The organism is Aeromonas sp. R4-2, from assembly GCF_040908295.1.
Classification (GTDB): domain Bacteria; phylum Pseudomonadota; class Gammaproteobacteria; order Enterobacterales; family Aeromonadaceae; genus Aeromonas; species Aeromonas veronii.
The window spans coordinates 32094-53632 of the sequence record NZ_JBFODL010000020.1 but is presented as its reverse complement, the minus strand read 5'-3'; the positions used below and the strand labels follow the sequence as shown (position 1 = coordinate 53632).

17 protein-coding genes are annotated in these 21539 nt (G+C 61.9%); 7 read left to right on the top strand and 10 right to left on the bottom strand.

Annotated elements, in window-relative coordinates; genetic code table 11:
• Positions 1 to 99: 99 nt before the first annotated feature.
• From AB5Y99_RS17135 to AB5Y99_RS17120, 4 genes are all read right to left on the bottom strand, one after another.
• The gene (locus AB5Y99_RS17135) at positions 100 to 1071 is read right to left on the bottom strand and encodes a LysR substrate-binding domain-containing protein (protein ID WP_071913734.1); all 972 of its coding nucleotides are present in this window, start codon (positions 1069 to 1071) and stop codon (positions 100 to 102) included.
• Between the two features lie 198 nt (positions 1072 to 1269).
• Positions 1270 to 1998 carry a glutamine amidotransferase gene (locus AB5Y99_RS17130; RefSeq protein WP_005357481.1) on the bottom strand — a complete coding sequence of 243 codons (729 nt, stop codon included), beginning with the start codon at positions 1996 to 1998 and terminating at the stop codon, positions 1270 to 1272.
• A gap of 83 nt (positions 1999 to 2081) precedes the next feature.
• Positions 2082 to 3578 (bottom strand): CoA-acylating methylmalonate-semialdehyde dehydrogenase, encoded by a 1497-nt coding sequence (locus tag AB5Y99_RS17125; RefSeq protein WP_368210263.1) that lies wholly within the window; start codon positions 3576 to 3578, stop codon positions 2082 to 2084.
• 81 nt (positions 3579 to 3659) lie between these two features.
• Positions 3660 to 4991 (bottom strand): aspartate aminotransferase family protein, encoded by a 1332-nt coding sequence (locus tag AB5Y99_RS17120; protein WP_368210262.1) that lies wholly within the window; start codon positions 4989 to 4991, stop codon positions 3660 to 3662.
• A gap of 186 nt (positions 4992 to 5177) precedes the next feature.
• Here AB5Y99_RS17120 and AB5Y99_RS17115 point away from each other — a divergent pair, with 186 nt between their 5' ends.
• The 6 genes from AB5Y99_RS17115 (at position 5178) to AB5Y99_RS17090 (ending at position 11693) form a co-directional block, all read left to right on the top strand.
• Entirely contained in the window at positions 5178 to 5720 is a 543-nt protein-coding gene (locus tag AB5Y99_RS17115; protein ID WP_005339643.1) for a cupin domain-containing protein, read from the top strand.
• A gap of 123 nt (positions 5721 to 5843) precedes the next feature.
• Entirely contained in the window at positions 5844 to 7340 is a 1497-nt protein-coding gene (locus AB5Y99_RS17110) for an aldehyde dehydrogenase (RefSeq protein ID WP_201992659.1), read from the top strand.
• Positions 7341 to 7466: 126 nt separating this feature from the next.
• Entirely contained in the window at positions 7467 to 7637 is a 171-nt protein-coding gene (locus tag AB5Y99_RS17105; RefSeq protein ID WP_005341999.1) for a hypothetical protein, read from the top strand.
• Between the two features lie 125 nt (positions 7638 to 7762).
• The gene (gene rarD / locus AB5Y99_RS17100; protein WP_201992660.1) at positions 7763 to 8659 is read left to right on the top strand and encodes an EamA family transporter RarD; all 897 of its coding nucleotides are present in this window, start codon (positions 7763 to 7765) and stop codon (positions 8657 to 8659) included.
• A 181-nt stretch (positions 8660 to 8840) separates the two neighbouring features.
• Positions 8841 to 10460: a methyl-accepting chemotaxis protein gene (locus AB5Y99_RS17095; protein ID WP_368210259.1), complete on the top strand. Its 1620-nt coding sequence runs from the start codon at positions 8841 to 8843 to the stop codon at positions 10458 to 10460.
• Between the two features lie 123 nt (positions 10461 to 10583).
• The gene (locus AB5Y99_RS17090) at positions 10584 to 11693 is read left to right on the top strand and encodes a YeeE/YedE thiosulfate transporter family protein (RefSeq protein ID WP_200879899.1); all 1110 of its coding nucleotides are present in this window, start codon (positions 10584 to 10586) and stop codon (positions 11691 to 11693) included.
• A 79-nt stretch (positions 11694 to 11772) separates the two neighbouring features.
• Here the strand turns inward: AB5Y99_RS17090 and ompA are convergent, their stop codons facing one another.
• The 6 genes from ompA to ilvG form a co-directional block, all read right to left on the bottom strand.
• The gene (gene ompA, locus AB5Y99_RS17085) at positions 11773 to 12867 is read right to left on the bottom strand and encodes a porin OmpA (protein ID WP_368210258.1); all 1095 of its coding nucleotides are present in this window, start codon (positions 12865 to 12867) and stop codon (positions 11773 to 11775) included.
• A gap of 302 nt (positions 12868 to 13169) precedes the next feature.
• Complete coding sequence (gene ilvA / locus AB5Y99_RS17080) at positions 13170 to 14690, bottom strand: threonine ammonia-lyase, biosynthetic (protein WP_201947305.1); 1521 nt, start codon at positions 14688 to 14690, stop codon at positions 13170 to 13172.
• Positions 14691 to 14693: 3 nt separating this feature from the next.
• Entirely contained in the window at positions 14694 to 16535 is a 1842-nt protein-coding gene (gene ilvD / locus AB5Y99_RS17075; RefSeq protein ID WP_368210256.1) for a dihydroxy-acid dehydratase, read from the bottom strand.
• A 143-nt stretch (positions 16536 to 16678) separates the two neighbouring features.
• Positions 16679 to 17623 carry a branched-chain amino acid transaminase gene (locus AB5Y99_RS17070; protein ID WP_005342010.1) on the bottom strand — a complete coding sequence of 315 codons (945 nt, stop codon included), beginning with the start codon at positions 17621 to 17623 and terminating at the stop codon, positions 16679 to 16681.
• A gap of 12 nt (positions 17624 to 17635) precedes the next feature.
• Positions 17636 to 17914 carry an acetolactate synthase 2 small subunit gene (gene ilvM / locus AB5Y99_RS17065; protein WP_005342011.1) on the bottom strand — a complete coding sequence of 93 codons (279 nt, stop codon included), beginning with the start codon at positions 17912 to 17914 and terminating at the stop codon, positions 17636 to 17638.
• Positions 17911 to 19557, bottom strand: coding sequence for an acetolactate synthase 2 catalytic subunit (gene ilvG / locus AB5Y99_RS17060; protein ID WP_368210255.1), 1647 nt, complete (start codon positions 19555 to 19557; stop codon positions 17911 to 17913). Before ilvG ends, ilvM begins: the two co-directional genes overlap by 4 nt.
• A gap of 384 nt (positions 19558 to 19941) precedes the next feature.
• On the opposite strand from ilvG, the gene AB5Y99_RS17055 reads away from it, so the two are divergent.
• Positions 19942 to 21456: a YifB family Mg chelatase-like AAA ATPase gene (locus AB5Y99_RS17055; RefSeq protein WP_058058954.1), complete on the top strand. Its 1515-nt coding sequence runs from the start codon at positions 19942 to 19944 to the stop codon at positions 21454 to 21456.
• Positions 21457 to 21539: the final 83 nt, after the last annotated feature.

The window sequence follows — 21539 nt, the reverse complement described above, 5'->3', positions numbered from 1 at the left end:
TCGGACGATGGAGATAGCCCAAAAGAGACAGGCTGAACCCCGAGTAGAGCCCAGCCTGACAAAAGAGACAACCGACAGCGATCGGGAATCCGATCGGGATCAATAGATGGGCAGCTCCACCCCGGCCAGCAGCTCGTCGATGCGCGCCTGGGTCGGCTGCTGCATCACACTCTGGATCACCTCCTTGGTGAGGTGGGGCGAGAAGGAGCTGATGAAGTCATACATGTAGTTCTGCAGCAGGATGCTCTTGCTGAAGCAGATCTGGGCCGGACAGGGCTTGAACAGGTGCTCCAGATTGATGGAGACCAGCCCGGGGCTATCGGTGTCGTTGGCCACCAGCGAGGAGATGATACCGATGCCAAAACCCAGCTCCACGTAGCGTTTGATCACCCCGGCGTCCATCACCGTCATGTAGTAGCTCGGGGTGAGACCGGCGGCATGGAATACCTCGTCCTGCACCTGACGGCCAGTGGCTCCGCTCTCGTAACTGAGGATCGGGTAGTGACAGAGCTGCTCCAGGGTCGGCTTCTTCACCTTGGCCAGCGGGTGATCCTGCGGCACCACCAGCGAGAGAGTCCAGAGGTAGGCGGGCAGCGCGATCAGCTCCTTGTCGAAGCCAATCTCGTGGGCAACGATGGAGAAATCGGAGTAACCCTTGCTGATCTGCTCCTTGCTCGCCGACATCACCGGATGAAGGTGGAACGAGATCTTGGGGTACTTCTTGGTGAAGTAGGTGACCGACTTGGGCAGCAGGTAGCGGGCGATGGTGTGGGTGGTGTGAATATTGAGGGTGCCCACGGTCGGGTCCAGATACTCGCGGGAGATCGCCTTGATCTTGCTCTCGATATTGAGCATCGCCTCGGCACACTTGATGATCTCTTCCCCCACCGGCGTAATGCGGTGCAGGTGCTTGCCACGGCGCTCGAAGATCCGCACCCCCAGCTCGCTCTCCAGCAGGCCAATCTGTTTGCTGACCCCCGGCTGACTGGTGAAGAGCGCATCGGAAGCCACGGACACATTGAGGTTGTGGTCCCGGATCGCGATCAAATACTTCAATTGCTGTAGTTTCAAGGCGTCACACTCTCACACTGGTTTGGCTCAGACAGGTTTGGCTCAGACAGGTTTGGCTCAGGCCGGGACGGCAATCAAGCCAGACAAACAGGCCGCCACATGGGCGGCCAGTGTACCATCCGATCCCGACATCTCAGCGCTTGATCCTTAATTTTGCTACAAAATCTAGCATCCGAAGGGGTGGCTGACAAACCGGGCTCAGGCCGCGCCAGCCCGCAGCGGCAGGATCCCCAGAAACTGCAGCAGCCACTGCATCATGGTCGCCGAATCCACCTCTCCCTCCAGCGAGGAGAGGCTGCTCTGGTAGCGCTCGTCGGGCAACAGGCCACGGCGCCGCTCGATTAGCGCCCGGTTGTACTCCACCGAGAACTCCGGATGCCCCTGAATGGCGACGATGTGATCACCCTGCAAAAACATGAAGTTGGGACAAAAGTCGTTGCCCGCCAGCCGGGTTGCCCCCGGCGGCAGCAGGGCCACCTGATCCTGATGGCTGGCCAGAATGCGGATCTGATCCCGCGCCGGCGCCATCCAGGGCTCATCTGCCAGCATGGGGTGCACCGACACTCCCAGCCCCCACCCCTTGGTAGACTTCACCACCTCGCCGCCCAGCGCCTGGGCGATCACCTGATGACCGAAGCAGACACCGGCCAGCTTGACGTCGGCATCGTGCGCCTGGCGGATCCATGCCCGCAGTGCCTGAATCCAGGGGATATCGCTATAGGCGTCGTGGCGCGAGCCAGTGATGAGCCAGGCATCGCACTCGTGCAGATCCTCCGGCAGCTCCCCATCAAGGGCAGACCAGACCCGAAATTCCAGCTCGGGGGCCAGGGCCGCAAAGCCCCTGATAAACATCTCGGAGTAAACGGGGCCAAAACGATCCGCCAGATCGGGATCGAGCCGGTCACAATCGAGAATTCCCAATCGCATCTGTTGTTCCTTTACAGAGTTCGCCCCCGCCAATCATCGACCGGCGGGGGCAAGAGGTTAGTCCATGAGCACGTGCCAGCACGTCACTTCATGGTCGGCATGGAGAACTCGGCACCACTGCGCAGGCTCTGGGGCCAGCGCGCCGTCACCGTCTTCATCCGGGTATAAAAGCGAACCCCGTCCGGCCCGTGCATGTTGAGCGGCCCGAAGATGGAGCGCTTCCAGCCGCCAAAGCTGTGAAACGCCATCGGCACCGGAATGGGAACGTTCACCCCTACCATACCGACCTGCACCCGCGCCGTGAAGTCCCGCGCGGTGTCGCCGTCACAGGTAAAGATGGCGGTGCCGTTGCCGTACTCGTGCTCGTTGATGAGGCGCAGCGCCGTCTCGTAATCCGGCACCCGCACGATAGAGAGCACAGGGCCGAAGATCTCCTCGCGGTAGATGCGCATCTCGGGAGTTACCTCGTCAAACAGGCAGCCGCCGATAAAGTAACCCTCGTCGTGGTTCAGCGTGCGACCATCGACCCGCAGCGCGGCCCCTTCGGCCACTCCCTGATCAACGTAGCCGCGCACCTTGGCCAGATGCTCCTTGCTGATGAGCGGCCCCATCTCGTTCTCCGGGCTCTGGCCCAACCCCGGGCCCACCCGCAGTTTTTCCACCAGCGGCGTCAGCTTGGCTACCAGCGCATCGGCGGTCTCGTCACCCACCACCACGGCCACCGAAATGGCCATGCAGCGCTCGCCCGCGGCCCCATAAGCAGCCCCCATCAGGGCGGAGACCGCCTGATCGAGATCCGCATCCGGCATCACCACCATGTGGTTCTTGGCACCGCCCAGCGCCTGCACTCGCTTGCCATGGGCCGAGGCGGTGGCATAGATGTACTGGGCAATGGGGGTGGAGCCGACAAACGACACGGCACCGACCCGCGGATCAGTCAGCAACACATCCACCACCTCCTTGTCACCGTTCACCACGTTGAGCACGCCATCCGGCAGACCGGCCTCCTTGAGCAGCTCGGCCATCCGCAACGAGAGGGAGGGATCCTTCTCGGAGGGTTTGAGAATAAAGGTGTTGCCGCAGGCGATGGCGACCGGGAACATCCAGAGCGGCACCATGGCCGGGAAGTTGAACGGGGTGATACCGGCGCAAACACCGACCGGCTGCATCATGGAGTAGCTGTCTACCCCACGACCGACGTTGAGGGAGTGCTCCCCCTTGAGCAGATGGGGAATGCCGCAGGCAAACTCCACCACCTCCAGCCCGCGGGTCAACTCACCCTGCGCATCGGAGAAGACCTTGCCATGCTCGCGGCTGATGAGCTGGGCAAGCTCGTCCCTGTGCTGCTCCATCAACTCCTTGAAGCGGAAAAAGACCCTCGCCCGCACCAGCGGCGGGGTTTGCGACCAGTCGGCAAAAGCGCGCTCGGCGATGGCGATCGCCTCCTGACACTCGGCGGCGCTCGACAGCCCGACGCTTCCCTGCTGCTTGCCGCAGGCGGGATTGAAAATGGCCCCTTGGCGCTCGCTGCCACTCTCCTGCAGCTGGCCGTTGATGAAGTTGCTGACCCTGTATGTCATGTATCCTCCGTGATAACTGATGTGGTAATTGCGCCGAGCAAGACAGCGCAAGGCCCCGCCAGTGCGGGGCCATCAAATGGGTTAGGGTTGTGCCTGCAACACACCCTGCAGCAGGGTGAAGAGATCGTCGATCTGGCTGCGCTCGATGATGAGCGGTGGCGACAGGGCGATGATGTCGCCGGTCACCCTGATCAATGCCCCCTTCTCGAAACAGCGGACAAATACCTCGTAGGCGCGCTTGCCCGGTGCATCCGGCATCGATTCCAGCTCGATACCCGCCACCAGCCCGTAGTTGCGCACATCCTTCACATGCTTGCAGCCCTTCAGCGAATGGGCCGCCTCCTCCCAGTAGCCAGCCAGATCGGCGGCGCGGCTGAGCAGGTTCTCGTTGCGATAGATCTCGAGGGTCGCGAGCCCTGCAGCCGCAGCCACCGGATGACCGGAATAGGTGTAGCCGTGGAACAGCTCGATAGCCCCCTTGCCTGCCGCCATCATGTCGTCATAAATGTGCTTCTGCACCAGCACCGCGCCCATGGGGATAGCGCCGTTGGTCAGCCCCTTGGCGCAAGTGATCATGTCGGGGATGACATCGAACTCCTGTGCGGCGAAGGGGGAGCCGAGGCGACCGAAACCGGTGATCACCTCGTCAAAAATCAGCAGGATGCCGTGCTTGGTGCAAATCTCCCGCAGCCGCTTGAGGTAGCCTTTGGGGGGCATCAGCACGCCGGTACTGCCAGCGATGGGCTCGACGATCACCGCCGCGATATTGCTGGCATCGTGCAGGAAGACGATCTTCTCCAGCTCGTTGGCCAGCGCCACATCCTCCTCGGGCAGCCCTTTGGTGAAGGCGTTCTTGGCGATGTTGAGGGTATGGGGCAGATGATCCACCCCGGTCAGCAGGGAGCCGAACCACTTGCGGTTGCCGGGAATGCCCCCTACCGAGATACCGCCAAAGCCGACCCCGTGATAGCCACGCTCGCGACCAATCAGCCGGGTGCGAGTGCCCTGACCGCGAGCCCGCTGCCAGGCCAGCGCGATTTTCAGCGCGGTATCGACCGACTCGGAACCCGAGTTGGTATAGAAAACGTGGCCAAACCCCTTGGGGGCGATCTCCACCAGCTTGTTGGCCAGCTCAAACGGCAGGGGGTGGCCCATCTGGAATGTGGGAGCGAAATCGAGGTGGGAAATCTGCTGGGAGACCGCCTCGGCAATCTCGCGCCGACCATGGCCCGCGTTGCAACACCAGAGTCCGGCTGTGCCATCCAGTATCTTGCGGCCATCCTCTGAGTGATAATACATCCCCTCTGCCGACTTCAGGATGCGCGGCGCCGCCTTGAACTGCTGGTTGGCGGTGAACGGCATCCAGAAGGCGGACATGTCGGAGGGCGTATTGATGTCGCTGATCGGTTTCATGGTCACCTCATCCTTAAGGTGTTTAGCAACTGTCGGCCAATGCCTATTAAATTAAACACCTGAATCCATAAAAAAGGGCCCGTTATCGCCCTGTCTGGTGCCACCCCTAGCTAGACGCATCAGCAGGGTGGTATAAGATATTTAACACAATTTTAATAATAGTAAACAGTCAAGGAGTGTCTATAGATGGATATCGGTCACCGCCTCAAGGCGGTTCGCACCAAGGCGGCCCTCTCCCAGCGCGAGCTGGCCAAGCGCTCCGGTGTGACCAACGGATTTATCTCCCAGATCGAGAAAAATCAGGTGAGCCCCTCTGTCGCCTCCCTGCGCAAGGTGCTGGAAGGGATCCCCATGTCGCTGGCCAGCTTCTTCACCGAAGAGACTGAAATGGGCACCGAAGTGATCTTCCGCGCCGCCGATATGCCGGATCTCGGCACGCATCCCATCAGCTACCGGCTGGTCGGGCACAGCCGCGCCAACCGCGCCATCGGCATGTTGCAGGAGGTGCTGCCACCGGGCGCCGACACCGGCGACGACATGCTGAGCCACGAGGGTGAAGAGTGCGGCATCGTCATCAAGGGCGAAGTTGAAGTGACCGTGGGCGAGCAGATCTACCTGCTGGGCGCCGGGGATGGCTACTACTTCGACAGCCGCACCCCCCACCGTTTTCGCAATAGTGGCGAACAGGAGTGCGTGCTGATCTCGGCCAACACCCCCGCCAGTTTCTGACATTCAGACGCGCATCGGCAGGGGGCAATGTTTAATGAATTGTTACAAGATGGATTTACAAGCGGCAGGATGTTTAGCATATTGATACGCGGAAACTGACTTTTGCCGGTTCAAGGAGTGAACATGAGTGACCTGACCCTGGCCCAGTGGCAACACAAGGCCGCCCATCTGACCCTGCCCTCGCAAGCCTTTATCAACGGCAGCTATCGGGATGCCGTCAATGGCGCCACCTTCGATTGCATCAACCCGGCCAACGGCAAGCTGCTGACCAAGGTGGCAGCCTGCGATTCCGCCGATGCCGAACTGGCGGTACAGGCTGCGCGTGACGCCTTCAACGACAAGCGTTGGAGCGGCCTGCCGCCGAAACAGCGCAAACAGATCATGCAGCGCTTCGCCGAGCTGATGCGCCTCAACAAGGTGGAGCTGGCGCTGCTGGAGTCGCTGGATATGGGCAAACCCATCGGCGATGCCATGGGCTATGACGCCCCCGCCGCCGCCAACTGCATCGCCTGGAACGCCGAAGCGATCGACAAGATTTACGATCAGGTCGCCCCGGTGGAGGAGTCCGCCCTGGCACTGGTGACCCGCGAAGCGCTCGGGGTGGTCGCCGCCATAGTGCCCTGGAACTTCCCGCTGGTGATGGCCTGCTGGAAGCTGGGCCCGGCGCTCGCTACCGGCAACTCGGTCATTCTCAAGCCTTCCGAAAAATCCCCCCTGACGGCCCTGCGTATCGCAGGTTTGGCCAAGGAGGCGGGCATTCCGGACGGTGTGTTCAACGTGCTACCGGGCTTTGGCCACACCGTGGGCGAGGCGCTGGCCATGCACATGGACGTGGATTGCATCACTTTCACCGGCTCCACCAAGATCGGTAAACATCTGGTGGAGTGCTCCGGCAAGTCCAACCTCAAGCGCGCCTTTATGGAGTGCGGCGGCAAGAGCCCCAACATCATACTGGCCGACGCACCGGATCTGGACGCCGCGGCCAAGAGCGCCGCTGGCGCCATCTTCTACAACCAGGGCGAGGTGTGCACCGCCGCCTCTCGGCTGCTGGTGCAAAACAGCATCAAGCCGCAATTTATGGAGCGACTGCTGGCCCATGCCCGCGAGTGGATCTCGAGCAACCCGCTCGACCCTGCGACCCGTATCGGCGCCATGGTGGATCACATCCAGATGGAGCAGGTGCTGCGCTATATCGAGATTGGCAAGCAGGAGGGGGCCAAGCTGCTGCTGGGTGGCAACCGCACCAATATGGAGAGTGGCGGCTTCTATATCGAACCCACTATTTTCGACGACGTGACCCCGCAGATGCGCATCTTCCGCGAGGAGATCTTCGGCCCTGTGCTGGCGGTGACCGGCTTCGATACGCTGGAGGAGGCCATTGCGCTGGGCAATGACACCGACTACGGCCTAGCCGCGGCGATCTGGACGGCGGATCTCAACAAGGCGGTGAAGGGCTCCCGCGCCCTGCGCGCCGGTACCGTGTTCGTCAACAACTGGGACGGTGGTGACATGACCATGCCATTTGGCGGCTTCAAACAGTCCGGCAACGGTCGCGACAAGTCACTTCATGCGCTGGAGAAGTACACCGAGCTGAAAAGCACCTGGATTCAGCTGGATTAACACGACAAAGCAGCACTATCGGATCAAAAAGGGGGAGAAATCCCCCTTTTGCATTTTTGGCCTTCCATCACCGGGCTCAATCCTTATAATGATAAAAAAGCCAACATGTTAAATATAAAGACAAAAATGCTATTTTTTCTGGGAAGCGTACTTTTTCTGGTGATCGGTTTGCCCCTGCTGTTCTTCGTGCTGGGGCACGGCGAGGCCTACGTGACCTGGGGCCCCTGGATCTCCGCCATCGCCCTGATGCTGTGGCTGTTGATGGATGTCGACAAGATCCGCCGCGGTAAAGGCTGAGCGGCCAGCCACACTCCTCCTATCCCTCAAACTTCGTTTATTCGCTTCTTTCCCCGCAAAAGGATCGCTACACTGATTTTTTGCGATGTTTTCCCGCATCCAACGCTTCAGTAAAGGTCATCCGCATGCCGCAACAGATCCAGCGTCAGGGCGTCATCTACGCCCTGTGCGCCTATACCCTTTGGGGCATAGCCCCCATCTATTTCAAGACCATCTCTGCCGTTCCGGCCGCCGAAATCCTGACCCACCGGATGATCTGGTCCTGCGTGCTGCTGATGGTACTGACCCTGGCAGGCCGTCAGTGGCACAAGGTGCAGGCGGTGCTGCGCCAGCCAAAAGTGTTGCTCACCCTGGCGTTTACCTCGGTTACCGTCGGCGGCAACTGGCTGCTGTTCATCTGGGCCATCAACAACGGTCACATGCTGGATGCCAGCCTCGGCTACTACATCAACCCGCTGTTCAACGTACTGTTGGGAATGGTGTTTCTGAGCGAGAAACTGCGCCGCCTGCAGTGGTGGGCGGTGGCGCTGGCCTTTGCCGGGGTGGCCATCCAGCTTATCGCCTTTGGCTCCTTGCCCTGGATTGCGCTGGTGCTGGCGTCGAGCTTTGCCATCTATGGGCTGGTGCGCAAAAAACTGGCCCTCGATGCCCTCACCGGTCTGCTGATCGAAACCATGATCATGCTGCCGCCAGCGGCCATCTATCTGTGGGGCTTTGCCGACAGCCCCACCAGCCATCTCACCCAGAACGACTGGCACCTCAACCTGCTGCTGATCGCCGCAGGCGCCGTCACCACGGCCCCCCTGCTCTGCTTCACTGCCGCCGCGAACCGGCTCAAGCTCTCCACCCTGGGCTTCTTCCAGTACATAGGCCCCAGCCTGATGTTCATCCTCGCGGTCACCCTCTATGGGGAAGCGCTGGCGATGGACAAACTGCTCACCTTTGCCTGCATCTGGAGTGCGCTGGTACTGTTCAGTCTGGATGGGCTGCGCAGCGGCAAAGCCGCGCCAAGCCGAACCTGACACCGCCTCACCACCAGCGACCCCGGCTCATCAGCCGGGGTTCTTTTTCGTGCCACCAGCGGCCTTCAGACTGCGACTTCCCCTTCTCCAGAGCCGACTCGCCATCAACAGACCACACCCGAGTCTCACTATCCCGCCAGAGAGCTATGCTATCCATGGAACGGAGCCGAATGGAGGCAACATGCTCAAGCACATTCACGACAGATCCCTGCTTTTTGGTCAGGTTCTGGGGATCATGGTCATTATCACGCTGATTTCCATCAGCTTTTTCGGGCTTTACTCGGTCCGGAGCGCAGCCGATCAGATGGGACAGGGGAAGGATGTGGTAGCCGATATTCTGCCGCCGCCTCTCTACCTCATCGAATCCCAGTTGCAGGTCTACACCCTGCTCCATGCCAAACCGGAGGAGCGGGAGGCCCTGCTGCAAACCCTCGCCCGACTGCAGCAAGAGTTCGAGAGCCGTAACCGCTTCTGGCAAGAGAGCAGCCTGAACGAACCCCTCAGGGAACTGCTGCTGGGGGAGCAAAAAGTGCAGGGGGAGCGGTTCTGGCAGTTGCTCAACGACAAGTTTGTCCCCGCCATCAAGGTGGGGGACCTAGCGCAGGCGGGCGCGATTGCGGCGCGCCTGCACACCCTCTATAACGCCCACCGGCTAGGGGTGGACGCCACCGTCATCCGCGGCAACGAGTATGCCGCCGAGCAGATGGCCCATCTAGCCAACACCACTCGACTCTGCTACGGCCTGCTGTTGTGCGCCGCACTGCTGGGGGCCGGGCTCATCTTCTGGCTGGGACGCCCCACCCAACAGCGGCTGCTGGCAGCAGGCAAGGCGACCGCCGCCATCGCCGAAGGGGAGTTGAACCGCCCCATGCCGGAGCCGGGCCTTGATGCCATCGGCGAGCTGATCCGCCAGATCGGGGCCATGCGTGACCAGCTGGCAACCCTGGTGGAGTCGCTGCAGCGCAGCGCCAGTACGCTGGATGATCGCGCCACCAGCCTGACCGCCATGGCACAACGGCACACCGATGACAGTCAGGCTCAGGTCGGGGCGGCCCAACATATCGAACAGGCCATCGAACAGCTCACCCACTCCATTGAACAGGCGGGTAGCCAGCTGCATCAGGTGGGGGAGCAAACCCTGCAGTCAGCAGAGCGGGCACAAGAGGCGACGATCGCCATCCACACCGTGGAACTGGTGATCGGGGAACAAGTCACGGGAGTGAAGCAGGTCTCCCAGACCATTTCGGATCTGACTGGCCTCTCGCAGCAGATTGCCGGGCTGGCGGGCGCCATTCACGATATTGCGGAGCAGACCAATCTGCTGGCGCTGAACGCCGCCATTGAAGCGGCGCGGGCAGGCGAACAGGGACGCGGTTTTGCCGTGGTGGCCGATGAAGTACGCTCGCTGGCGACCCGCACCGGCAGCGCCACCACCGAGATCAACACCATCATCGGCAAGATCCAGGATGTCAGCCTGCGCGCCGCCAGCGAGATGGATACCGAGCTGGCCCGGGTCGAACAGGCGGTCACTCACACGATGACAGCGCGCCAGAGCGTCGCCCGGATCGCGCAGAGCTGCGAGGAGATCAATCAGCGCATCGCTCAGGTCGATCAGTTGATGAGCGATGAGACCCGGCTGGTGCAAGGGATCCACCATCAGGTCGGGGAGATGTCGCGGTTGGCGGCCGAGGCCAACCAGAGCGCCAGTCAGGCCGCCGAAGAGGCGACCCTGGTCGCCCAGCACGCCCGCATCCTGACCAGGCAGACTCACCACTTCCATCTCGACACCACCCGCCATTGATCCCCGGCGCTGACGGGAGTCAGCGCTCCCCTTTTTTCTCTGCACTGGTTAAATGGGTAGCATTAGACTCCATGAGGGAATAGGATCCGCCCCTCTAAAAACCAACTGCAAGGATCAACTGACATGACTCGAAAATGGTCGCTCCCCATCGTGGCAATCGCGGGGGGAGCGTTACTCTGGCTTGGCAACACCTTTGGTATGAAATGGGCTCTGATGGCCCTGATCGGATTCGGCTTCGGCTTCACCCTCTCCTTCAGTCGCTTCGGCATCGTATTCGGTTGGCGCGAAATGCTGACCAAACGCAACAGCTACTATGTGCGGGTTCACCTGCTCACCATCGCCATCGAGATTCTGCTGTTCACCACCTTCCTCTCCTTTAGCCACGCCCTGTTTGGCGATGCCATGGTGGGTAACGTGATGGCTATCGGCATTCCTTTCATCGTCGGAGCCTTCCTGTTCGGCATCGGCATGCAGCTGGCTGGCGTCTGCGCCACCGGCACTCTTTACTGCTGCGGCGAGGGGCAACCCCGCTTCTGGCTGGTGCTGATCTGCTACGGCATCGGCACCCTTATCAGCAACCAGTTCCGCCCCGAACTGGAGGCTACCTTCTCCAGCCATGTGGTATTGGCCCGGGATCTGACCGGCAATATCTGGAGTGGCATGCTGCTCAATCTGGCGCTGGTCGCTGCGCTGTTCCTGCTGTTTCGCAACAGCGAACTCAAGCGCACCGGCGAGCTCAAGCCCCTCTTCAGCGGCGGCAACCTGTTCTGGCGCGATGGCCGCTTCACCGTGCTGACCGGCGGCATCATCATCGCCCTGCTCAACTCGTCCGTGGTCGCTCTGCACGGCTCGGCCTGGACCATCACCGGCGCCGTCTATGACATGGCGCTGCGCGGCGCCTCCCTGTTCGGCCTGTTCGAGGGGAACCCCAAGCTTGCCCAGCCACTCTTTATCAACCCCATGGTCGGCATGTTCTGGCTCGGTATTCTGGGGGCCATGCTGGCGCGCTGTTTGAGCGGTGGCGGCACCTTCGCCCCGATGCGGCTCGGCAACAGTCTGGCCTCCATCCTCGGCGGCCTGCTGATGGGAATGGGCGCCATGTACGCTGCCTGCAACCTCGGCGGCTTCTTCGATGGCACCGCCTCTGGCAGCCTTCATGGCTGGGTCTGGATGCTGATGGCCCTCGCTGGCAGCCTCATCGGCATTCGCCTGCGCCCGCTGTTCGGGCTCTGAGGCTCAACATCGTAAACACCCCATAAGAAACGGGAGGCTAAGCCTCCCGTTTTTACATTTATCGATCCCGTTGCTCTGCTTATTGGACAGGCTGGGAGACCCCTTCCAGATGGATTTCTACCCGGCGATCCGGTGCCAGACAGGCGATCAGCTCCTGCTTGGAGCGGCTGGCACAGCTGTTGCCAGTGACCGGATTGGCCTTGCCATGCCCCTCGACTCGTACCTTGTCGGCATACAAGCCTTTGGATACCAGATAGCTGGCCACACTCTGGGCACGCTTCTCGGATAGCGCCAGGTTGTAGTTGTCGGAACCGATGCGGTCGGTATAACCGATGACAGTTGCGACGCCATCTTTCGGATTGGCCGCCACAATCTGGCTGAACAGGGCATCGAGCGCCTGATTGGCAGCCGGCTTCAGGGTCGCCTTGTTGAACTCGAACAGCACATCGGAACTCAGACTGAAGGTCTTCGGCTCAACCACGGCTACAGGTGCCGGTTCGGCGGCCGGAGCGGGCGCCGGTGCAGCGACCTCGCCACCTTGCTGACCGAAGCGATAGAGCATCCCGAACGAGATCAGGCCGTTATCCATCTCGATACCGGAGCGATCGAGAGAGGCATCTCCCAGAGGCGTGGTGTACTGGTACTCCAGACGGGCAGCCCAGTCACGATCGATGGCGTATTCGGCACCCAGCGCACCAACGAAGGCGGCGCCATGCTTCTTGCCGGTCTCGCTGGTATTGGCGAAGCTGATCTCGCTATCCGTCCAGGCATAGGCGCCGCCCAGTCGACCATAAAGATCGAGCACATTTGTTGCCGGGAAGCTGATCTTCATGGTGGCCTGAATCATCTGGCTCTTGGCTTCGGTATTGAGGGTATTGGCGCCAGTGCCCGAAGTGGTGTCGTATTTGCCAAGCCAGTCATAGCCCAGCTCGAAGCCCAGATTGGGGTTGAGCTGGTAACCGGCGAACAGGCCCAGACCCAGATCATCCGTGTTCTCGCTGGTATTACCCAACGTCTGGGCAATCGACTCGGCATACTGGTTGTGGTCAACGCCATAGTAATTGGACCAACCGGCCTTGCCACCGACATACCAGGTATTGTCCTGAGCGGCGGCCTGCACGGCTCCGGCCGCCAGCAAACCACTGACCAATACGGCAAGCATGGATTTATTCATATTTTCGCCTCTGCAATAAGTCGTTATGGGCGCCTGAGTGCGCACTTTCCCTGTGTGAAGCCGTCAGGCGGCCTCTCCGCTATTCAGGGTATCCCATCCGAACGCAGCCTCAAATGACCAAGCCATCAGGAGTGTGAGCTTGCCAGCAATATCCGGCGTAAAAATCACCTGTGTACCTATTCACACTGTTTTGCCAGTTAAACCATGACGTTGCGTCGTACGGAGTGAACCTATCCACACGCAGCAATAGAAAAGGGAGGCATAACGCCTCCCTCCTGATGAGTTGTTGAAGCCCCCCTTGCTCAACTGGCCAGAAACAGCCGGTAGGCGGGGTCGTCGCTCACCTCTTTCCAACCGTAGCCAATCTCGTGCAGGTAGTCGTGGAAGGCGGCCACGTCCTCGTCCGGCAGCTCGAAGGCGCAGAGCACCCGGCCGTAGTCGGCGCCGTGGTTGCGGTAGTGGAACAGGCTGATGTTCCAGCGACAGCCCAAGGTCTCGAGGAAGCGCATCAGGGCTCCCGGCTGCTCCGGAAACTTGAAGCTGTAGAGACGCTCACCAAGGGGCCGGGCCGGGCGGCCGCCAATCATGTAACGCACGTGGTTCTTGGCCAGCTCGCTCTCGGTCATGTTGACCACCGGATAACCGTTGCCGCCGAGCTGATCGATGATCTGGCCGAGCTCTTCGTCACCGCCGGTGAGGCGCACCGAGACGAACAGCGACGCCTGCTCGGCATCCGCATAGCGATAGTTGAACTCGGTCACCATGCGCGGCCCGAGCTGACGGCAGAAGTCGAGGAAGGCCCCCTTGCGCTCGGGGATGGTCACCGCCAGCATGCCCTCGCGCTTCTCGCCTATCTCGCAGCGCTCCGACACGTAGCGCAGGCTGTGGAAGTTGACGTTGGCGCCGGAGAGAATGGCCGCCATCCGCCCCCCTTTGACCTGCTCCCGCTCGCTGTAGGCCTTGAGGCCCGCCAGCGACAGGGCCCCCGACGGCTCGGCAATGGCGCGGCAGTCGTCGAAGATGTCTTTCAGTGCAGCGCAGATCTGGTCGTTGGAGACGGTCACCACCTCGTCCAGATACTGGTTGCAGAGGCGGAAGGTCTCCTCGCCGATGCGCTTGACCGCCACCCCGTCCGCAAACAGCGAGACCCGCTCCAGATTGACCGGTTCACCGGCCGCCATGGCAGCCTTGAGACAGGCGGAACCCTCCGCCTCCACCCCGATCACCTTCACATCCGGCAGCAGCTGCTTGATATAGACCGCCACCCCGGCGGCCAGTCCGCCGCCACCCACCGGCACGAAGACGTGGGTGAGGTGGGTATCCTGCTCCAGCAGCTCCTTGCCGATGGTGCCCTGCCCGGCGATCACCTCGACGTCGTCAAACGGCGGGATCAGGGTGTAGCCCTCCAGCGCGGCGAGGCGGCGGCTCTCGCCGTAGGCCTCATCGAAGCTGTTGCCAAACAGCATGACGTTGCCGCCCTGACGGCGTACCGCATCGATCTTGATGTCCGGCGTGGTCTTGGGCATCACGATGATCGCCTTGATACCGAGCTTGGCGGCCGACAGGGCGACCCCCTGCGCGTGGTTGCCGGCAGAGGCGGCGATAACGCCGCGTGCCTTCTGCTCCTCGGTCAGGGTGGCAATCTTGTGGTAGGCGCCGCGCAGCTTGAAGGAGTGGACCGGTTGCAGATCCTCCCGCTTCAGGCTGACGTGGTTGCCTAGCCGCTCGGAGAGTTTCTTCAAGGTTTGCAGGGGGGTCACCCGCGCCGCCTCGTAGACGGGGGAGAGCAACACCTTGCGTAGATAATCCGCCGCAGAGACCATGATTTATTCCCCCAGCATCGAGCGATCGCGCACCGCGCCTTTATCGGCGCTGGTGGCGAACATGGCGTAGGCGCGCAGGGCAAAGGAGACCTGACGCTGACGATCGAGCGGCTTCCAGCCACGGGCTTCCACGGCGACGCGGCGGGCAGCCAGCACGCTGTCGGCCACCTCCAGCACCATGCTGCGGGCCGGGATATTGATGCTGATGATGTCGCCATCCTCCACCAGACCTATGGCGCCGCCAGAGGCTGCCTCCGGCGAGACGTGGCCGATGGAGAGGCCCGAGGTACCGCCGGAGAAGCGACCATCGGTGATCAGGGCGCACGCCTTGCCCAATCCCATGGATTTCAGATAGGTGGTGGGGTAGAGCATCTCCTGCATGCCCGGACCCCCTTTCGGCCCTTCGTAGCGGATCACCACTACTTCGCCTGCTTTCACGGTACCATCGAGGATGCCGTTCACCGCGCTCTCCTGACTCTCGAACACCCGTGCCGGGCCGCGGAAGGTGAGGTTCTTCTCATCCACACCGGCAGTCTTGACGATGGCACCATTGACCGCGAGGTTGCCGGAAAGCACGGCAAGGCCGCCCTCCTGGCTGTAAGCGTTGTCCAGCGAGCGGATGCAGCCCTCGGCGCGGTCCAGATCCAGCTCCGGCCAGCGGCAATCCTGACTGAACGCCTTGGTGGTGCGGATCCCGGCCGGGCCAGCGCGGTAGAAGTCCACCACCTCCTGACTCGGCTGGCGGCTGACGTCATACTCATTGAGCTGTTCGACAAGGGAGCAACCCAGCACGGTACGGGTATCTCCATGCACCAGACCCGCTTTTTCCAGCTGGCCCAGAATGGCGACCACGCCACCGGCACGGTGCACATCTTCCATATGGTACTTCTGGGTGGAGGGTGCCACCTTGCAGAGCTGCGGCACCTTGCGGGACATACGGTCAATATCGGCCATGGTGAAGTCGACACCCGCCTCCTGCGCCGCCGCCAGCAGGTGCAGCACGGTATTGGTGGAGCCACCCATGGCGATGTCGAGCGCCATGGCGTTCTCGAACGCCGCCTTGGTGGCGATATTGCGCGGCAGGGCGGTCTCGTCATCCTGCTCATACCAGCGCTTGGCCAAAGTCACGATGCGCTGGCCCGCCAGCTTGAACAGCTGCTCACGATCGGCGTGGGTCGCCAGCAGCGAGCCGTTACCCGGCTGGGAAAGACCCAGCGCCTCGGTCAGGCAGTTCATGGAGTTGGCGGTAAACATGCCGGAACAGGAGCCGCAGGTGGGGCAGGCGCTGCGCTCCACCTGTTCGCTCTGGGCGTCCGACACCTTGGGATCGGCGCCCTGGATCATGGCGTCCACCAGATCCAGCTTGATGATCTGGTCAGAGAGCTTGGTCTTGCCCGCTTCCATCGGGCCGCCGGAGACAAAAATGACCGGGATATTGATGCGCAGGGCGGCCATCAGCATCCCCGGGGTGATCTTGTCGCAGTTGGAGATACAGACCATGGCATCGGCGCAGTGGGCGTTGACCATATACTCCACCGAGTCGGCGATCAGCTCCCGCGATGGCAGGGAGTAGAGCATGCCGCCATGGCCCATGGCGATGCCGTCATCCACGGCGATGGTGTTGAACTCCTTGGCGACGCCGCCGGCGGCTTCGATCTCGCGCGCCACCAGCTGGCCCAGATCCTTGAGGTGGACGTGGCCCGGCACGAACTGAGTGAAGGAGTTGACCACGGCGATGATGGGTTTGCCGAAATCCTGATCGGTCATTCCGGTGGCACGCCACAGGGCGCGGGCCCCGGCCATGTTACGTCCGTGGGTGGTGGTGGCGGATCTCAACTTCGGCATGTCTCTACTCCCTGAATGCCCATATGGGCTCGATGCGTTATGCGGTGATGATACGAGTGGATCGGAATCGACCCTGGTGAAGACTCCTCTAGGAAGCTCTCACCGGAAGCGACTCGGGGAGGCATGGCGCCTCCCCTCTCTTATCAGTCGTTGACTGGCGTCAGCCAGCCCCACTTGTCCTCGGTCTGGCCGTTGAACAGGCCGAAGAAGGCATTTTGCAGCTGCTCGGTCACCGGACCACGACTGCCAGCGCCCACCTTCATCCGATCGACGGAGCGCACCGGGGTCACCTCGGCGGCCGTGCCGGTCATGAAGATCTCGTCCGCCACGTACAGCGCCTCGCGGGGCAGCGCCTGCTCGCGCACCTCGTAACCGAGATCGCGGGCCAGCGTCATGATGGTGTCGCGGGTGATACCGGGCAGGATGGCGGCAGTAGCGGGCGGGGTGAACAGCACACCGTTCTTCACCAGAAACAGGTTCTCACCCGCCCCTTCGCTCAGGTAGCCGTTAACATCCAGCGCCAGCCCCTCGGCGAAGCCGTTGCGTTTGGCCTCGCGGCTGATCAGCTGGGAAGAGAGGTAGTTGCCGCCCGCCTTGGCGCCGGTGGGAATGGTGTTGGGAGCGAGCCGGTTCCACGAGGTGACACAGACATCCACCCCGTTTTTCAGCCCCTCCTCCCCCAGATAGGCGCCCCACGGCAGGGCGGCCACCATCAGGTCAGCCTTGGCATCCAGCGGCGGATGCAGCCCCAGCCCCACGTTGCCGACAAAGGCCAGCGGGCGCAGGTAGCCGCTCTTCAGGCCGTTCTCGCGCACCACGGTGCGGCAGGCTTCATTCACTTCGGACTCGCTGTAGGGGACGTCCATCCAGTAGATCTTGGCGGAGTCGAACAGGCGGCGGGTGTGCTCCTGCAGACGGAAGATGCAGGTGCCCTTGGGGGTATCGTAGGCACGCACACCCTCGAACACCGAGGAGCCGTAGTGCAGGGCGTGGCTCATCACGTGCACCTGGGCATCCTGCCAGGGCACCAGTTTGCCGTTGAACCAGATGTATTGGGGGTGAGTGGCGGATTGGGAAGGCTGTGACATTGGCTTGGCTCCTTAAGCTCTGATCCGGGGTTGCTGTTCCAGTGCATCGACCCGGGAGACGTCCACCAGCTTCACCAGCTGGCTCCACAACTGCTGGATGGGACGCACCGACTCGACAGTAACCGTGATCCGCAGCTGTTGGCAATCCTGCTCCATATTAAGGGCGCAGAGATTGAAACCGCGGTGACGCACCACCCGCAGCACCCGCTCCATCACTTCGGGTCTGGGCTGGGCGTGGATATGCAGGGTGTGCTGTGCAAATGCTGGCTGTGCAAGGGTGTGCGGGTTCATGGGCGTTGCTCCATCATCTGGTGGTTGGCGACTCCCGGCGGAACCAGGGGCCAGACGTTTTCTTCCTCTGAAATAGCCACATGCAGCAGGTAGGCACTCTCGCTTGCCAGCAGGCGATCGAGGGCGCCGGCTATCTGCTCCTTGCATGTGATGGTCTCGCCCGGGATGCCGAAAGCAGCAGCCAGGGCGACGAAGTCGGGGTTGTCGGAGAGGATGGTCTCGCTGTAGCGGCCGTCGAAAAACAGCTCCTGCCACTGGCGCACCATGCCGAGGCGCTGGTTATCCAGCAGCACCATCTTCACCTTGAGCTGGGCGCGGCGGATGGTGCCGAGCTCCTGCACGTTCATCATGAAAGAGCCGTCACCGCTCACCAGCACCACTTCATCATTGGGGCGGGACATTTTGGCGCCGATGGCGGCGGGCAGGCCGAAACCCATGGTGCCGAGACCGGCGCTGGAGAGGTGGTTGCGCGGACTGGTGAAGCGCATGTGCTGGGCTACCCACATCTGATGCTGACCCACGTCGCAGGCCACTACGCTGGTCTCCGGCAACCTGGCGGAGAGCTGCTTGAGCAGCGCCGGGGCATAGATGGCATGACCGGGATGGTCGTAGCGAAAGGCATATTCGCGGGCCATGGCGACGCAGTGTCCACGCCAGGGGACGATGTCGAGAGTCATGGCGAGGCGTGGCAACACCTGCTTGAGATCCGTGGTGATACCCACCTCGGCGGCGCGGCGCTTGCCAAACTCGGCGGCATCCACATCGAGATGGATCACCTTGGCCTCGGGAGCAAATTCCTCCAGCTTGCCGGTCACCCGATCATCGAAACGGGCGCCCACCACCAGCAGCAGATCGCACTGCTGCACCGCATAGTTGGCCGCCTTGGTGCCGTGCATGCCGAGCATGCCGAGATAAACGGGGCTGTCGGGGTCGAGCGCGCCAATCCCCTTGAGGGTGGTGACCGCAGGCATGCCGGTGGCGGCAGCAAAGTCGCGCAACTGCTGCTCGGCATTGGCCATGCCCACCCCGCCACCGACGTAGAGCACCGGACGCTCGGCGGCGGCCAGCAGGGTGCGGGCAGCGGCCAGATCCGAGGGGTTGAGCACCTCCGGCTCCTCCACCGCAAACAGCGGGCTCTGGGGCGGCACGGCAGCAAGTTGCACATCCTTGGGAAAATCGATCAGCACAGGTCCGGGGCGCCCTTCGGTGGCGATGGCGAAAGCCTCTGCCAGTACACGCCCCAGATCGGCGGCATCAGTCACCATAAAGGAGTGCTTGGTGCAGGAGAGGGACATGCCGAGCACGTCGACCTCCTGAAATGCATCGGTGCCGATGGCAGAACAGGGCACCTGACCGCTGATGGCCACCAGCGGCACCGAATCGAGCAGCGCCTCCGCCAGACCGGTCACCAGATTGGTGGCGCCGGGGCCGGAGGTAGCGATACAGACCCCCACCTGACCGGAGGCACGGGCATAACCGACCGCCGCCATGGCGGCGCCCTGCTCGTGGCGGCAGAGCTGATGGGCCAGACCACCGTCATACAGGGCATCGTAGACCGGCATGATGGCCCCGCCCGGGTAACCAAACACCTGGGTCACACCCTGTTTCTTGAGAGCCTGTACCAAAAACTGCGCGCCGTTCATGTGGAAAATCCTGTCCTTTGGTCGAAAAAAAACCCCCGAGCTGTGAGGCTCGGGGGTCGCTTGTTTCGTTCTGTCCGGTGGTGGGTCTATCCCTTGTTCCGTGCAGCTAAACGAGCCCCGAGCGGTGAGATAATAATCACCACTAGGACCACAATAATGCTGACGAAACGGGAGGCCATGTTCATAGTTACAACCGGAAATCCTGTGAAATTGGGGCGGTTTCTACCGCGAATGGCTATTAGAACTAGCACGGTGATTTTTATTGGGCAAGCCTTTTTTCTGTGACAACCCACTGATTTTGGCTATTCCCCAGCCGGAACTCTGGAATAAAAAACCAACAACAAGCAGTTAGTCAGAACATATATCAACTCAAGGACGGGATTTATGTCATTAGCTGTGGTTTATAGCCGTGCCAGCCTCGGGATCGCGGCCCCGCAAGTTACGGTGGAAGTTCACCTCTCCAACGGCCTGCCCGCCTTCAACATGGTCGGCCTGCCGGAAACCTCGGTGAAAGAGTCTCGGGATCGGGTGCGCAGCGCCCTGCTCAACGGCAACTTCGAGTTCCCGAGCAAACACATCACAGTCAATCTGGCCCCCGCCGACCTGCCCAAGGAGGGTGGCCGTTTCGATCTGGCAATCGCCATCGGTATTCTTGCCGCTTCCAAGCAGATACCTGCAAAATATCTGCTCGATCACGAATTTTTAGGGGAGTTGGCCCTGACCGGCGAGATTCGTCCCGTACTCGGGGTACTGCCTGCCGTACTCGCCTGCCGGGATGCGGGACGCACCCTGCTGGTACCGCGAGAGAACGGCCCCGAAGCCTCCCTCATCCAGGATGCCGAGGTGCGCACCGCCCATCAGCTGCTGGCCGTCACCGCCTGGCTGGCGGGCCAGTACGAACTGCCGCTGCCGGATCCCCAAAACGCGGAAAGCCTGCCCGATGTACCGGATCTGCAGGATGTGATCGGTCAGTCTCAGGCCAAGCGGGCGCTGGAGATCGCCGCCGCCGGCAGCCACAACCTGCTGTTCATCGGCCCGCCCGGCACTGGCAAGAGCATGCTGGCGAGCCGCCTTCCCGGCATCTTGCCGCCGCTGAGCGAGCAGGAGGCGCAGCAGACCGCCGCCATCCACTCCATCGGTGGCCTCACCCCGCGCGCCGGTCACTGGCACCACAGACCCTATCGCACGCCGCACCACAGTGCCTCGGCGGTGGCGCTGGTGGGAGGCGGCAGCCACCCAAGACCCGGCGAAATATCGCTGGCCCACAACGGAGTGCTGTTTCTCGACGAGCTGCCCGAGTTCGAGCGCAAGGTGCTCGACTCCCTGCGCGAGCCGCTGGAGACGGGCCACATCACCATTAGCCGGGCCGCCCGTCAGGTGGATTTCCCCGCCCGCTTCCAGCTGGTGGGCGCCATGAATCCCAGCCCCTGTGGCCACTATGGCGATGGCCAAACCCGCTCCAGCCCGGATCAGATCCTGCGCTACCTCGGCAAGCTCTCCGGCCCCTTTCTCGACCGCTTCGATCTGACGGTGGAGGTGCCGCTGCTGCCCAAGGGGAGCCTGACCGGCAAGGCGGAGCGGGGGGAGTCTAGTCAGCAGATCCGCGGTCGAGTGCTGGCGGCACGGGAGCGCATGCTGAGCCGCAACGGCAAGCTCAACAATCTGCTGGATAGTCGTGAAATCGAAGATATTTGCCGATTATCGCCGCAAGATGCCGAATTTTTGGAGAATGCCATCCAGAAGCTGGGGCTCAGCATCCGGGCCTGGCATCGCATCCTGCGGGTGTCACGCACCATCGCCGATCTGGCCGGGCAACCCGCCATCGGCAAGGAGCATCTTATCGAGGCGCTCGGTTATCGCGCCATGGACCGGCTGCTGTCGCGATTGCGCAGCAGCTGACAGAAGGGAAAGGGTGAGTCCAACCCCGTAAAGGCTCTGAATGGTCTCGCAGGCAATCGGCTGATATTATGGCCACAGATCTG